The sequence below is a fragment of the Leisingera sp. ANG-Vp genome (assembly GCF_000813725.1).
Taxonomy (GTDB): Bacteria; Pseudomonadota; Alphaproteobacteria; order Rhodobacterales; family Rhodobacteraceae; genus Leisingera.
The window spans coordinates 1-12,640 of record NZ_JWLD01000037.1; the positions used below are offsets into that span (position 1 = coordinate 1).

The 12,640-nt window shown below is 63.5% G+C and carries 17 protein-coding genes; 10 read left to right on the forward strand and 7 right to left on the reverse strand.

Going from position 1 to position 12,640, the window contains the following annotated elements:
• Positions 1–45: 45 nt before the first annotated feature.
• From RA20_RS12455 to RA20_RS12470, 4 genes are read right to left on the reverse strand one after another with little or no spacing between them, the layout of a single operon-like run.
• Entirely contained in the window at positions 46–999 is a 954-nt protein-coding gene (locus tag RA20_RS12455; protein ID WP_039129064.1) for a 2-hydroxyacid dehydrogenase, read from the reverse strand.
• 1 nt (position 1,000) lies between these two features.
• On the reverse strand, positions 1,001–1,339 hold the full coding sequence (locus RA20_RS12460) for a tRNA-binding protein (RefSeq protein WP_039129067.1): 339 nt from the start codon (positions 1,337–1,339) through the stop codon (positions 1,001–1,003).
• A complete protein-coding gene (gene proC, locus RA20_RS12465; protein ID WP_039129069.1) occupies positions 1,332–2,147 on the reverse strand; it encodes a pyrroline-5-carboxylate reductase in 816 nt (271 codons plus the stop codon). The genes RA20_RS12460 and proC overlap by 8 nt, the downstream gene beginning before the upstream one ends.
• A gap of 39 nt (positions 2,148–2,186) precedes the next feature.
• Positions 2,187–2,687 (reverse strand): YbjN domain-containing protein, encoded by a 501-nt coding sequence (locus tag RA20_RS12470; protein ID WP_039129071.1) that lies wholly within the window; start codon positions 2,685–2,687, stop codon positions 2,187–2,189.
• A 335-nt stretch (positions 2,688–3,022) separates the two neighbouring features.
• On the opposite strand from RA20_RS12470, the gene RA20_RS25780 reads away from it, so the two are divergent.
• A complete protein-coding gene (locus RA20_RS25780) occupies positions 3,023–3,178 on the forward strand; it encodes a hypothetical protein (RefSeq protein WP_193748833.1) in 156 nt (51 codons plus the stop codon).
• A gap of 134 nt (positions 3,179–3,312) precedes the next feature.
• On the opposite strand, the gene RA20_RS12475 is transcribed toward RA20_RS25780, so the two are convergent.
• Positions 3,313–4,389 carry a DUF2652 domain-containing protein gene (locus RA20_RS12475; protein WP_039129074.1) on the reverse strand — a complete coding sequence of 359 codons (1,077 nt, stop codon included), beginning with the start codon at positions 4,387–4,389 and terminating at the stop codon, positions 3,313–3,315.
• 109 nt (positions 4,390–4,498) lie between these two features.
• Between RA20_RS12475 and sigZ the strand changes: the two genes are divergently transcribed.
• Both sigZ and RA20_RS12485 read left to right on the forward strand, forming a co-directional pair.
• The gene (gene sigZ, locus RA20_RS12480) at positions 4,499–5,041 is read left to right on the forward strand and encodes an RNA polymerase sigma factor SigZ (RefSeq protein ID WP_039129077.1); all 543 of its coding nucleotides are present in this window, start codon (positions 4,499–4,501) and stop codon (positions 5,039–5,041) included.
• Positions 5,042–5,109: 68 nt separating this feature from the next.
• Positions 5,110–5,820, forward strand: coding sequence for a glutathione S-transferase family protein (locus RA20_RS12485; RefSeq protein WP_039129080.1), 711 nt, complete (start codon positions 5,110–5,112; stop codon positions 5,818–5,820).
• A gap of 85 nt (positions 5,821–5,905) precedes the next feature.
• On the opposite strand, the gene RA20_RS12490 is transcribed toward RA20_RS12485, so the two are convergent.
• Entirely contained in the window at positions 5,906–6,154 is a 249-nt protein-coding gene (locus tag RA20_RS12490; RefSeq protein ID WP_039129083.1) for an accessory factor UbiK family protein, read from the reverse strand.
• 97 nt (positions 6,155–6,251) lie between these two features.
• Between RA20_RS12490 and lgt the strand changes: the two genes are divergently transcribed.
• From lgt to RA20_RS12510, 5 genes are all read left to right on the forward strand, one after another.
• On the forward strand, positions 6,252–7,151 hold the full coding sequence (gene lgt / locus RA20_RS12495; RefSeq protein WP_039129084.1) for a prolipoprotein diacylglyceryl transferase: 900 nt from the start codon (positions 6,252–6,254) through the stop codon (positions 7,149–7,151).
• Entirely contained in the window at positions 7,148–8,215 is a 1,068-nt protein-coding gene (locus RA20_RS12500; RefSeq protein WP_039129087.1) for a class I SAM-dependent methyltransferase, read from the forward strand. The genes lgt and RA20_RS12500 overlap by 4 nt, the downstream gene beginning before the upstream one ends.
• Positions 8,212–8,967, forward strand: a complete 756-nt coding sequence (gene pgeF, locus RA20_RS12505; protein WP_039129090.1) for a peptidoglycan editing factor PgeF — start codon at positions 8,212–8,214, stop codon at positions 8,965–8,967. The genes RA20_RS12500 and pgeF overlap by 4 nt, the downstream gene beginning before the upstream one ends.
• 286 nt (positions 8,968–9,253) lie before the next feature.
• Positions 9,254–9,394, forward strand: a complete 141-nt coding sequence (locus tag RA20_RS25785; protein ID WP_193748834.1) for a hypothetical protein — start codon at positions 9,254–9,256, stop codon at positions 9,392–9,394.
• A 328-nt stretch (positions 9,395–9,722) separates the two neighbouring features.
• A complete protein-coding gene (locus RA20_RS12510) occupies positions 9,723–10,508 on the forward strand; it encodes a Hint domain-containing protein (protein ID WP_039129093.1) in 786 nt (261 codons plus the stop codon).
• A gap of 81 nt (positions 10,509–10,589) precedes the next feature.
• Here RA20_RS12510 and RA20_RS12515 read toward each other — a convergent pair whose 3' ends face one another.
• A complete protein-coding gene (locus RA20_RS12515) occupies positions 10,590–11,090 on the reverse strand; it encodes an Lrp/AsnC family transcriptional regulator (RefSeq protein WP_039129096.1) in 501 nt (166 codons plus the stop codon).
• Between the two features lie 239 nt (positions 11,091–11,329).
• Here RA20_RS12515 and trxB point away from each other — a divergent pair, with 239 nt between their 5' ends.
• Both trxB and RA20_RS12525 read left to right on the forward strand, forming a co-directional pair.
• Positions 11,330–12,271 (forward strand): thioredoxin-disulfide reductase, encoded by a 942-nt coding sequence (gene trxB / locus RA20_RS12520; RefSeq protein WP_039129099.1) that lies wholly within the window; start codon positions 11,330–11,332, stop codon positions 12,269–12,271.
• A gap of 5 nt (positions 12,272–12,276) precedes the next feature.
• Positions 12,277–12,609: a hypothetical protein gene (locus tag RA20_RS12525; protein ID WP_039129102.1), complete on the forward strand. Its 333-nt coding sequence runs from the start codon at positions 12,277–12,279 to the stop codon at positions 12,607–12,609.
• Positions 12,610–12,640: the final 31 nt, after the last annotated feature.

A 12,640-nucleotide genomic window follows, 5' to 3' on the forward strand; every position in this document is an offset into this window, starting at 1 on the left:
CCCCGGGGGGCCGGGGGGCGGCCCCCCCGCCCTGCCAGGGTCAGCTTACACCCGGTTCGGCAGTGCCTCGCCGGCCAGATAGGCCGCAACATTGTCCAGCGCCATATGGCCCATGTTGCTGCGCACCTCCTCCGTGGCCGTGCCCAGATGCGGCAGCAGGGTTGCGTTATCCAGATCGATCAGCGCCTGCGGCACCTTGGGCTCGAACTCATAGACATCCAGGCCTGCGCCGCCGATGCGGTTGTTCTGAAGCGCCTCGATCAGCGCCGCTTCCTCGACCACTTCGCCGCGGGCGATGTTGATCAGATGCGCGTGGGACTGCATCGCGTTCAGCACTTCGGCGTTGATCAGGTGATAGGTCTCGGCACCGCCCGGCACCGCCACCACCAGGAAGTCCGCCTCAGCTGCCATTGCAGTCAGGCTTTCAGACCGGTCCGCCGGGAAATCCAGAGCTTTCTCAGAACGCGCCACATAAGACACATCCATGCCAAAGCCGAAGTGGCAGCGCCGCGCGATTGCCTGGCCGATGCGGCCCATGCCGGCAATGCCGACGCGCTTGCCGGTGGCATGCAGGCCCAGCATCTGCGTCGGGTGCCAGCCCTCCCAATCGCCCTTGCGCAGCATCCGCTCGCCTTCCGAGGCGCGGCGCGCCGACATCAGAATCAGCGTCATCGCGATATCGGCGGTGGCATCGGTCACCGCGCCTGGGGTGTTGGTCACCTCGACGCCCGCCGCCCGTGCAGCCTCCACGTCGATATGGTTGTAGCCAACGCCGAAGTTGGCCAAGAGTTTGCAGCGCGGGGTGCCCGCCTTGGCAAAGATCTCCGCCGAGAACTTGTCGCCCAAGGTCGGCACGACAATGTCGAATTCGGCCAAAGCCCGCAGCATCTCCGCTTCGGACATCACCGCGTTGGTCTCACGGATCTCCAGATCCCCGAACGCCTCCCGCGCCCGGGCCTCCACCGCGGCCGTCATCGGCCGCGCAATCCAGATTTTCATTTCAGTGCATCCTCCCGCCCAGCGGGACCTGTCCATCGGGACCCGCCAGGAATATTTCTCCATCCTCATCCGGCAGGCCCAGCACCAGGACTTCTGACATGAACTTGCCGATCTGCCGCGGCGGGAAGTTTACGACGGCCAGAACCTGCTTGCCCACCAGCGTTTCCGGCATGTAATGCGCCGTAATCTGCGCTGAGCTCTTTTTTACGCCAATATCCGGCCCGAAATCGACCCAGAGCTTGATTGCCGGCTTGCGCGCCTCGGGAAACGGCTCTGCACGGACGACTTCGCCCACCCGGACATCAACTTTCAGGAAGTCATCGAAACTGATCTCAGCCACGCGACAGCTCCTTGGAGCGGCTGGTGGCCGCCGCCACTGCCCGGTTCAGCAGCGCCGGGAAGCCGTCGTCATCATCCATCAGAACTTCCAGAGCGGCCTGTGTGGTTCCGTTGGGGCTGGTCACATTGATGCGCAGCTGGCCGGGGCTTTCTTCGGCCGCCTCTGCCAGCGCACCGGCACCAGCCACGGTCGCCTTGGCCAGCTGCATTGCCAGTTCCGCAGGCAGCCCCTGCGCCTCGCCTGCCACCGCCAGGGTCTCGATCAGGTGGAAGACATAGGCAGGACCCGAACCGCTGACGCCAGTGACCGCGTCCATCTGGCCTTCATTATCCAGCCGCACAACCTGCCCTACCGCTTGCAGCAGCCCCTCGGCGCGGTCCAGATCGGCGGCGCTGGTATGATCATTGCCGATTATCGCAGTGATCCCGCGCCCAACTGCGGCCGGTGTATTCGGCATTGCCCGCACGATCGGCGACTGCGCGCCCAGAACGTCTTCGAAAGTAGCGATGGAGGTTCCGGCAGCCACGGAAATGAACAGGGTGGACCCGTTGCCGTAGCTCTGCAGCGTGGGCAGCGCTTCGCCCATCATCTGCGGCTTCACGGCGATCAGCACGATACCCGGCGCCGCCGGCAGCTCTGCATTGATATGGACGCCGGTGCCCTGCAGCCACTCCGAGGGCCGCGGGTCGATCACCCAGACCGAGGATGCGGGCAATCCGCCCTCCAGCCAGCCGGCCAGCATCGCCGATCCCATCTTGCCGCAGCCCAGCAGCACCAGCCCGCGCGCAGCAATCTCTTGCATATTCATGTAAAGCCCCTCCCCAAATCTCAGGTTCAGGGCAAAGTCTTACGCCCGGCCGTAGGCCTCTGCAATGGCGACCTGCATCGCCTCATCCGCGCTGCGCCGGCCCCAAACCGCCAGCTGGATCGCCGGGTAGTAGCGTTCCGCATTGGCGACGGCCGCATTCAGCATCGCGTCGATCTGCTGCGGGCTTGCCATTTGGCCGCCTGCCAGCATCAGACCGTAGCGGAACAGCATCAGCTTGTGGTCTTCCCAGTAAGTGAAAGACCCCTCCCAGCACTGGTCGTTCATCCGGTTGATCAGCTCGTACAGCCGCGGCAGCTCTGCCTCAGGCGGCTCCATTTCAAAGCTGCAGACCAGCCGCAGGCATTCCTCGTAGCCGGACCAGGCCAGCGTCAGCGAATAAGTGCGCCACTGCCCTTCCACCGACATGGCGATCTGGTCGTCGCCGACCCTGTCGAAGTCCCAGTCGTGGCGCGAGGCCAGATCTTCGACGATGTCGATCGGGTGGATGTCTTCTTCCAGGTGAAGCTCGGATAGTGCCATGATGCCACCTCTCTTTTTGCCTAGCACACCGGGCACAGAGGCGCCCAACAGCTAGGTTTTTCTGCTATGGGCCGGGGAGGCATCCCCGCTCCCATACTAGATATGGTGGGCCTGAATTCAGGATCTGGCAACCCTTTATTTTGGGGATATCTGCAATAACTTGTGGATGAACTATCCACAGCCCCCTAAATGCCGGCCGCTCACCTACAAACACTCATATCCTGAAAAATGCAACTGCAATGCCTGTCCGGCCTGCCGTCAATATTGCGCATTTACAATGCTCATTTTAACCGGTAGAAAATGCGCATCTGAAACACTCATTAAGGAGCCCCCTCATGACACTGTCAGAAGCCTTCCTGTGGCCCGGAACCAAAGTCTGCGAACGCCTGGGTGTTGACCCCGAAGGCGAAGCGGGCCTGATCCGCTGGATGGTCAACACATTGGTCTACCTGACCGTCAGCCTGATCGCGGTCTGGATCCTGGCGGTCTGACTCAGCAGGAGAGATGCGCGCCGCTTGGCCGCAACCAGTTCAGCCCTGACAACCGGCTCAGGCTCCGCCGCCGCATCCGATGCGGCGGTCTTTTTTCACCGCAGCGCGGCAGGCTCTGCTCTTGCTTGCGCGCGTCAGGACGGAGGCGACACCTGCGGGTCCATCGCGTCAAAGGATGCCGGCCAGAACTCTGCCAGGAACCCGGCAGCCTCCTGCTCAGAGGCTTCGGACCGGTTGCCCGCACTGTCAAAGGCCCTGCCCATGGTATAGCGCAGCTCGGTCCCGCCCGGCACCGGCGTCAGATGGTAGGTTTCGGGCAGTTCAACGCCTTCCCGCGCCGGATCCTTGATCCGGGTCGAAAAATAGTCGAAGGGCTGCCAGTCCGTGATCCTGTAGACAAATTCAGCCAGTTCATGGGCACAGTGATACACCGAGCCAGGCCCCAGGCGGCCTTCGGGGTTTTCCATCCTGATCGCGCCCACTCTGTCCATCCAGCGCACCTTGAACTCCGGCGCGGTCAGCGCCTCCCAGACCAGCTGGACCGGCGCATCAATCCGGCGCCGGTAAGTCCAGACTCCGTCCTCCTCCTCCAGAAAATCGCGCTCCTGTCCGGCCCGGAACCTGTCCCAGGCACGGGCCAGGTCATAGACCTGCATGGAAACATCTCCGAAATGCTCGATCGCCTGCGAATAAGGCGCCATCGCCGCCTGCAGCTGCACTGCCTGCACCGCTGCATCGCTGAACAGCGCATAGCTGCGCACGCCGGTTTCCGCAGCGGCTTCGGTCTTGGTCATACGGTGCACCAGGATCACATCGGCGCCCGACAGATCAGTGACCGGCCCCACCTGCATTTCCTCAAAAGCGCCGAAGTGGACGATGATCTTCAGGTCCAGCCCGTGCGCGTTGGCGCAGGCCTTGCAGGGGCAGGTGGTATTGGCAACGATATCCTGCAGGCGGGTGGCAAAAGCATTGTAAAGGTTTTCGCAGAAGGTCAGCATCAGGTCGCCTGAAAAAAGCTCCTGCCGGGTCGAATAGGCGAGCACTGCATCCCCTTCCAGCTTCCAGAAGTGCAAGGGTTCGCCGACCTGTTCCGCCACTGTCTGCAGCAGCGACTGCAGGATCGGGTTGGCGTGGTCCAGCTCCGAGGAGGTGAGAAACTGCGTATATCCGGAGATATCCGCTATCAGTAGAAAACCGTTCTGTGCTGTCATCCTAACCGTCCCCCTTGAAACACACTTTGGCGCCGGTTGCACCGGCATCCAGCGCCAGTATAACAGAACACATCAAGATTTGCGCATATCTCCTTGCGGAGGCCCTGGTATGACCATCGAAGAAATCTGGCCCCGGTACCGCAGCCGCCTGCGTGCCTTCCTGCGCTCGCGGGTTTCGAATCCGGAAGATGCCGAGGATCTGCTGCAGGACATTTCGATCAAGGTTTTCACCGGCCTGCCCGCGCTGCAGGACAGCGCCAAGCTGCAGTCCTGGCTGTTCCAGACCGCCCAGCGCACCATCATCGACCATTACCGCAAGACCGGCCGCCGGGCGCCGCCGCATCCGGACGACCTGTGGTACGCCAAAGACGACCCCTCGACCCGCCAGGATCTGGAAGCCTGCGTTGAGCCCTTCATTCAGTCATTGCCCCCGGAGGCCGCCCGCATCCTGACGGCCATCGACCTCCAAGGGGTCTCGCAACGCGACTACGCGGCTGCAGCCGGCATCCCCTACTCCACTCTCAAGTCCCGCGTGCAATCAGGCCGCGCGGACCTGCGAAAAGCCTTCGAGGACTGCTGCGGCTTTACCTTGGATGCGCGCGGGAACATCGCAGAATACCACCCGAAACCAGACAGTTGCAAAAAATGCTGAGCTAACCGCCGTCTTTTCCTTTTGCCGTGCGTCTTACAAGCGAAACCACCGGAAGAAAGGAAATCACGATGATCCGGATTATCAGCTTCAAGATCTGCCCGTTTGTACAGCGGGTCACAGCGCTCTTGGAAGCCAAAGGCGTGGCCTATGCAATTGACTACATCAGCCTCAGCGACAAACCGCAGTGGTTCCTCGATATCTCACCCACCGGGCAGGTGCCGCTGCTGGTGACCGAAGACGGGACTGCGCTGTTCGAGTCCGACGCCATCACCGAATACGTGGATGAGATCACCGCGCCGCTGCAGCCCGGCCTGTCCCCTGAACAGCGCGCCCTGAACCGCGCCTGGAGCTATCAGGCCAGCAAGCACTACCTGGTACAATGCTCAACCATGCAAAGCGCCGATAAGGCTGTGATGGACGAGCGCATGGCCAAGCTGAGCAAGGCTTTTGACAAGGCCGAGAAGCAGCTTGGCGAAGGGCCGTATTTCTCCGGCGCTGAGCTTGGCAACGTGGACATCGCCTGGCTGCCGCTGCTGCACCGCGCCGCGATTGTTCAGGCGCACAGCGGTTACGACATGCTGGCCAGCTATCCCAAGGTGCAGGCCTGGCAGCAGGCGCTGCTGGATACCGGCATCGCCCGGAAATCCGTGCCGGAGGATTTTGAGCAGAAGTTCTCGGATTTCTACCTGGCTGAGCGCACCTGGCTGGGGCGCGGCGCCAATCTGAACGAAGCTCCGGGCGAAACGCCTGCAGCATCCAAGGCCGGGTGCTGCGGATAAGCCAAAACAAAAGCCTGCTGCAGCACAGTGCTGCGGCAGGCCTCTTTTCATCGCTGGGCGGGCGGTCCGCCCGCCGCCCCAGGCCTCAGCCTTTTTTGCCGGCCTCCAGCGCGTCCAGCCGCGCCTTCAGCGCCTCGTTCTCTTCCCGCGCCTTCTGCGCCATCGCGCGCACCGCGTCGAATTCCTCGCGGGTGACGAAATCACGGTCGGCCAGCCAGCGGTCGATCATGCTTTTCATCGCGGTTTCAGCCTCGTCCCGCGCGCCCTGGGCGACGCCCATCGCGTTGGTCATCAGCTGGGAAATATCGTCCAGGATCTTGTTCCGGGTCTGCATCGTCTTCTCCATCAACGGGTTGCCCCTTATATGGGCAAGCAAAGCCGCGGCGGCAAGCCGTTGACTCTTCTTAACATGCAGAGGCATTCAGACGCATATGCAGGCCCTGATCCAATTCCCCGACCTCTCGCCCGAGATTTTCACCATCGCCATCGGCGGGTTCGAGTTTGCCCTGCGCTGGTATGCGCTGGCCTATATCGCGGGCATTGTCATTGCCTGGCGCCTCGCCGTGGCCGCCCTGCGCCGCCCTGCTATGTGGCCCGGCAGCCAGCCGCCGATGAAGCCGCAGCAGGTCGAGGATCTGCTCACCTGGGTCATTCTCGGAGTGATCCTGGGCGGGCGGCTCGGCTTCGTGCTGTTCTATCAGCCCGCCTATTACCTGGCGAACCCCGGCGATATCATCAAAGTCTGGCAGGGCGGCATGGCCTTTCACGGCGGGTTGCTCGGAGTGGTCCTGGCGTCCTGGATCTATGCCCTGCGCCACGGCATACCGCGCCTGCAAATGGCCGACCTGGTCGCCCACACTGTGGCGCCCGGGCTGCTGCTGGGGCGGCTCAGCAATTTCATCAACGCCGAGCTTTGGGGCCGCCCGACCGATCTGCCCTGGGGCGTGGCCTTCCCGGGCCAGGCAGCGCAGGACTGCGGCCAGGCACTCGGCGCGCTCTGCGCCCGCCACCCCTCTCAGCTCTATGAAGCACTGATGGAAGGGCTGATCCTTGGCGCCCTGCTTCTCTACCTTGCCTGGCGCCGCAATGCCTTCCATACCCCTGGCCGCTTGCTGGGCGTGTTCCTCGCGGGCTACGGCCTTGCCCGTTTCATCGTAGAATTCTTCCGCCAGCCAGACGCGCAATTCGTCTCGCCCGGCAATCCCCTGGGCCTGGCCTGGCACATCGACGGCTTCGGCCTCACCCAGGGCCAGGCGCTGTCGCTGCCGATGATCGCAATCGGCCTCTATTTCCTGCTGCGGGCCCGGCACGCGGCACGGAGCACAGCATGAGCCTGGCAGACCATCTTGCCGCCCGCATCCAGGCAGAGGGCCCGATCCAGGTTGCAGACTATATGGCCGAATGCCTGCTGCACCCGAAGTTCGGCTATTACACCACCCGCGACCCGCTGGGCGCCAAGGGTGATTTCACCACCGCGCCGGAGATCAGCCAGATGTTCGGCGAACTGGCCGGCCTGGCGCTGGCGCAGGCCTGGATCGATCAGGGCTCCCCTGCTCCCTTTACTCTGGCAGAGCTTGGACCGGGCCGCGGCACCCTGATGGCCGACCTCCTGCGCGCAACCCGCGGCGTGCCAGGGTTCCACGCCGCGATGCAATTGCGTCTGGTCGAGGCGTCCCCGGCTCTGCGCGGCGTGCAGGCCAGGACGCTGGAGGGCTATGCCCCAGATTGGCTGGACAGCGTGGATGCGCTGCCGGACCAGCCGCTGTTCCTGGTGGCAAACGAATTCTTCGACGCCCTGCCTATCCGCCAGTTCATCCGCACGGGCGGTCAGTGGAGCGAGAAACGCGTTGGCCTGACAGAGGGTGCGCTCCGCTTCGGCCTGGCCGCGCCGGCGCCGCAGCCCGCACTGGAACACCGGCTGGCGGACACGAGCGAAGGCGATCTGGTCGAAGTCTGCGAGGCCGCTGCCCCTGTCACGCAAGCCATAGCCGCCCGAATCGCAGCCCGCGGCGGGGCCGCGCTGATTGTCGACTACGGCGACTGGCGGGCGCTTGGCGATACGCTGCAGGCGCTGCGCGCGCATGAACCCGCCGATCCGCTGCAGAACCCCGGCCAGGCCGACCTCACCGCGCATGTGGATTTCGAAGCACTTGCCTTGGCTGCTAAAACCGCAGGCTGCGCCTTTACCCGCCTGACCCCGCAAGGCGTCTTCCTCGAGCGCCTCGGCATCACTGACCGCGCCCGCGCGCTGGCCGCAGCGCTCTCGGGCGAAAGTCTGGAAAACCTGATCGCAGCACATCGGCGGTTGACGCACCCGGAGGAAATGGGAAACCTGTTCAAAGTGCTCGGCCTTTATCCTTCTGAGGCCGCCCCTCCGCCAGGATTGAACCCATGACGCTTGAAATTCTCACGTCCGATCTGCTTGGCCCGGTGCGGCACGGGTTTTTCACCCGCAAGGGCGGCGCCTCGTCAGGCATCTATCACGGCCTCAACTGCGGCCTTGGCTCCACTGATCAGCGCGAGGCGGTGCAGATCAACCGCGCCCGGGTGGCGGCGGCCATGGATGTGCCCTCCGAAAACCTCAGCGCCGTGCACCAGGTGCACAGCGCCGATGTGCTGGTGATCACCGAACCCTCGCAGGAGCGGCCCCGGGCGGATGCGATGGTCACCAATGTGCCGGGGCTGGCGCTGTCGATTCTGACCGCCGACTGCCAGCCGGTGCTGTTCTGCGACCCGGACGCACAGGTCATCGGGGCTGCCCACGCCGGGTGGCGCGGCACCCTCGATGGGGTTTTGGAAGCGACGCTGGAAGCAATGGAAGGCCTCGGCGCCCGCCGCGATAACATTGCCGCGGTGATCGGTCCGACAATCTCGCAGCGCGCCTATGAGGTCGGCCCGGAGTTCTTTGACGACTTTGTCATGCAGGACGACAGCTACGCCCGTTTCTTTGCCAATGGCGTGAACGGCCGCTACCAATTCGACCTGCCCGCCCTGGGCCTGCACAAGCTGCGCCAGGCCGGCGCCGGCCACGCAGAGTGGACCCGCCATTGCACCTATTCCGACGCGGAGAAGTTCTACTCCTACCGCCGCGCCACCCACGCCAAAGAGGCCGACTACGGCCGCCTGATCTCCTGCATCCGGCTTTAACCGCGCGTTAACCCGCCCAATTGTGGCGGATTTTCATAAATTCCGCCGCAATCTGTGCCTTCCGCTACGGAAGCCGCGCAGGGAGCTTTGTTTTTTCACTGCAAAGTCAGCGGCATACAGCGCCCCTCCGCATGCGCCCATGGCTGGGTTTCAAACCGCGCCCGCCTGTGAAAATGCCCACGGCGGGTCACATTCACGGCGCAAAGCTTACCCATAAAAGAGGCAGAACAAACAACAGCAGCAGCCTCCGCACAGGGCTTAGCTGCCGGGCGAAGGATTAGTGAAAATGAACAAGCGTTTCATTGCCTCCATCATACGCTCTGCCAAGAGCGAGACCGTGACTCTGCCTTGGGCTGCCAAGCGCCGCAACACTGGCCAGGCGCCGGTGCAGCTGGCCGTGCCCGCGCCCAAGCGGAAACTGGGTTAACGCCGGGGACGGGTGCCCGGGCGGCGGTTTTCCCCTGGCGCAGCTGCGCCAGCCCGGCCTGCCGCCGCCGGGGCACCTGACCGGGGTTTGGAGCCTCACAGCCCTGCTTGACGCTTCCTTAGCCGAATCGCCTTACGCCCGTCCCTGCCAGCCGCTGGGATCCGCCCGCAGCGGTGACGGGCCGGCCGCATGTTAACCAGTTTGCTTCAGATTTTTTGACAATTCTAATTAAAACCCGCCAGATTACAGACATACACATCGTTCAAGCGCGTCTGTGTTGCCGGTGGGGGCCGATGCAAACGGGCAGTTTGAAAGGAGAGGTCCGGTAATGACCATCCCCCAGTCGCTGCAGAGGGCTGCAGCCAAAGCCGTCGAGGCCAATGCGTTCCTGCAGGACCCGGCCGCCCTGCGCTCTGCCACCAAGCCGCAGCTGCGCCGTTATGATGTCAGCAGCCTGCTGCCCAACGGCGCCATTTCTGAAACCCGCCATATTGCCCCGGCGCTGCCGCTGTTTGAGGATGCCTTCTGCGCCTTCTCCCGCGGCTCGCTGGTGGAAACCGCACAGGGGCCCATCGCTGTTGAGGACCTTCTGCCCGGCGACGAGATCCTGACGAGTGATGGCGGCAGCCAGCCGCTGGTGTGGATCGGCCGGACCAGCCTACTGCCCGCCCGCCCCGGCAGCCAGGGCCGCAGCCACCGCTTGACCAGCTTCATGGCCGACAGCCTGGGGCTGCAAAAACCCGCCGCCAGCCTGGTAGTGGGGCCCGCCGCCCGCCTTCTGCGCACACCGCCACACATGCAGGGCAGCACAGACGGCAGCCAGCTCCTGACCCCGGCCGCCGAATTCCAGGACGGCATGAGCATCTTTGAAACCGCGCCGCCGACGCCGGTGGACATGTACCACTTCTGCCTGCCCCGCCATGCGGTCATCAATGCCGGCGGGCTTGAATTCGAGACCTACCATCCGGGGCCTGACGCACTGAAACTGGCAAGCTACGCGATCAAGACACTGTTTCTGAACTTGTTCTCCCATGCCGACAGCATTGCCGAATTCGGCCCGCTGGCGCATCCGCGCGCCGACGGCGGCAGCCGCAGCAGCTCTGCGGTTCTGTAAGCAGCCAGCCGCTTCAGCAACAAAAAGCCGGGCAGATACAGCCCGGCTTTTGCACGTCCAGCAATGTGAATGCAGCGGCGCTCAGGCCTCGCGGGCCAGACGCTCCTCCAGCACCTCAAACGGCACGCCCGGCTCATCCTTGGCGCCGCGGATCACCAGCGAGGTCTTGACGCTGGCCACATTCGGCGTGGTCAGCAGCTCGCCGGTCAGGAAACTTTGGAAGGTGCTCAGATCCGGCGACACGCATTTCAGGATGAAATCCACCTCGCCGTTCAGCATGTGGCACTCGCGGACCAGCGGCCAGCTGCGGCATTTCTCCTCAAAGGCGCTCAGCTCGACCTCGGCCTGGCTCTCCAGTCCCACCATGGCAAAAACCTGCACCTCAAAGCCCAGCTCGCGCGAGTTCACATCCGCATGGTAGCCGTGAATCAGCCCGGCCTCCTCCAGTGCCCGCACCCGGCGCAAACACGGCGGCGCCGAAATGCCGACCCGCTTGGCCAGCTCGACATTCGTCATCCGCCCATCAGCCTGAAGCTCCGACAAAATCTTGCGATCGATCGGATCAAGACGGGTTGTGACCATGCCGGAAACTCCTATGGATTTTGCGTTTCTTATAGCACTGCCGCGGGGCCGCGCAATAATGTTTCATCCGCGCGCAATATTCTTTGCATCCCGAAGGTGCAAGGCGCAATGCTTGCCTCCGCGGCAAATTTGCATCCTGCCGTATACATCTGCTGAGGGGTTTAAGCCAGCACCTGCTGCCGCTATATGCATGTCCTGACGGCGGCAAGCCCGCCATGCTGCTTACGTAAGGGACGAACATGAGCGAGACGCGCCACACTAAGGTTCTGATCATCGGCTCCGGGCCTGCGGGCTATACCGCAGGGGTCTACGCGGCCCGTGCCATGCTGGAGCCGATCCTGGTTCAGGGCATCGAGCCCGGCGGCCAGCTGACCACCACTACCGAGGTCGAAAACTACCCCGGCTTCACCGAGGTCCAGGGCCCCGATCTGATGATCAAGATGCAGGAGCACGCCGCGGCGATGGGCACCGAGATCATCGGCGACATCATCACCTCGCTCGACACATCTTCCCGCCCTTTCACCGCCAAGGGCGACAGCGGCACCACCTACACCGCTGATGCGGTGATCCTTGCCACCGGCGCCCGCGCCAAATGGCTGGGCCTGGAATCGGAAGAGAAGTTCAAGGGCTTCGGCGTCTCGGCTTGCGCCACCTGCGACGGCTTCTTCTACCGCGGCCAGGAGATCGTGGTGATCGGCGGCGGCAACACCGCTGTTGAGGAAGCTCTGTTCCTGACCAATTTCGCTTCCAAGGTGACCCTGATCCACCGCCGCGACGAGCTGCGTGCGGAAAAGATCCTGCAGGACCGCCTGATGAAGAACGAAAAAATCGAGACCCTGTGGTTCCACACCCTCGAAGAGGTGGTCGGCACCGACAACCCGCTGGGTGTCGAAGGCGTCGTGGTCAAGAACGTGCAGACCGGCGAGCTGAAGGAAATCCCCTGCAAAGGCGTCTTTGTCGCCATCGGCCACGCACCTGCAACCGAACTGGTCAAAGACGTGCTGGAACTGCACAACGGCGGCTATGTGAAGGTGAAGCCCGGCTCCACCGAGACCTCGATCCCCGGTATCTATGCCGCGGGCGACCTGACCGACCATAAGTACCGCCAGGCGGTCACCTCGGCCGGCATGGGCTGCATGGCGGCGCTGGATGCAGAGCGCTTCCTGGCAGAGCAGGAGTAAACCTGATGCCGCATGATTTCGAAACCCAGCGGGCTGAAACTGTTGCGGCATTCAACGACCTGCAGGCCAATCACGGCCTGCCTGAGGTGGCGGACGTGGATTACTTCTTCGTCCCCGCCCGCGATGGCGCCGACTGGCACCCGCTGGCTGAGGAACTGAGCAAGGAAGGCTTTTCCTGCGAGTTCTTTGAGGCCGAAGGGGAAGACCCGGCTTATCTGAGCGCCACCCTGCCGGACCAGATCATCTCATCCGCCGGCATCTGGATCGGCGAGGAGCTGTCAACCCGCGCGGCCCTCGCTCACGGGTTTGCTCCCGACGGCTGGGGGCTTGAGGGCTGAGCCCGCGCGCCCAGCAGGCAACGGCACCCGG

Bases quoted from the DNA above. Each gene is read 5' to 3' on its own strand.
- RA20_RS12455 (WP_039129064.1), bottom strand. From the start codon at position 999: ATGAAAATCTGGATTGCGCGGCCGATGACGGCCGCGGTGGAGGCCCGG.
- proC (WP_039129069.1), bottom strand. From the start codon at position 2,147: ATGAATATGCAAGAGATTGCTGCGCGCGGGCTGGTGCTGCTGGGCTGC.
- RA20_RS12470 (WP_039129071.1), bottom strand. From the start codon at position 2,687: ATGGCACTATCCGAGCTTCACCTGGAAGAAGACATCCACCCGATCGAC.
- RA20_RS25780 (WP_193748833.1), top strand. From the start codon at position 3,023: ATGACACTGTCAGAAGCCTTCCTGTGGCCCGGAACCAAAGTCTGCGAA.
- RA20_RS12475 (WP_039129074.1), bottom strand. From the start codon at position 4,389: ATGACAGCACAGAACGGTTTTCTACTGATAGCGGATATCTCCGGATAT.
- sigZ (WP_039129077.1), top strand. From the start codon at position 4,499: ATGACCATCGAAGAAATCTGGCCCCGGTACCGCAGCCGCCTGCGTGCC.
- RA20_RS12485 (WP_039129080.1), top strand. From the start codon at position 5,110: ATGATCCGGATTATCAGCTTCAAGATCTGCCCGTTTGTACAGCGGGTC.
- RA20_RS12490 (WP_039129083.1), bottom strand. From the start codon at position 6,154: ATGCAGACCCGGAACAAGATCCTGGACGATATTTCCCAGCTGATGACC.
- lgt (WP_039129084.1), top strand. From the start codon at position 6,252: ATGCAGGCCCTGATCCAATTCCCCGACCTCTCGCCCGAGATTTTCACC.
- RA20_RS12500 (WP_039129087.1), top strand. From the start codon at position 7,148: ATGAGCCTGGCAGACCATCTTGCCGCCCGCATCCAGGCAGAGGGCCCG.
- pgeF (WP_039129090.1), top strand. From the start codon at position 8,212: ATGACGCTTGAAATTCTCACGTCCGATCTGCTTGGCCCGGTGCGGCAC.
- RA20_RS25785 (WP_193748834.1), top strand. From the start codon at position 9,254: ATGAACAAGCGTTTCATTGCCTCCATCATACGCTCTGCCAAGAGCGAG.
- RA20_RS12510 (WP_039129093.1), top strand. From the start codon at position 9,723: ATGACCATCCCCCAGTCGCTGCAGAGGGCTGCAGCCAAAGCCGTCGAG.
- RA20_RS12515 (WP_039129096.1), bottom strand. From the start codon at position 11,090: ATGGTCACAACCCGTCTTGATCCGATCGATCGCAAGATTTTGTCGGAG.
- trxB (WP_039129099.1), top strand. From the start codon at position 11,330: ATGAGCGAGACGCGCCACACTAAGGTTCTGATCATCGGCTCCGGGCCT.
- RA20_RS12525 (WP_039129102.1), top strand. From the start codon at position 12,277: ATGCCGCATGATTTCGAAACCCAGCGGGCTGAAACTGTTGCGGCATTC.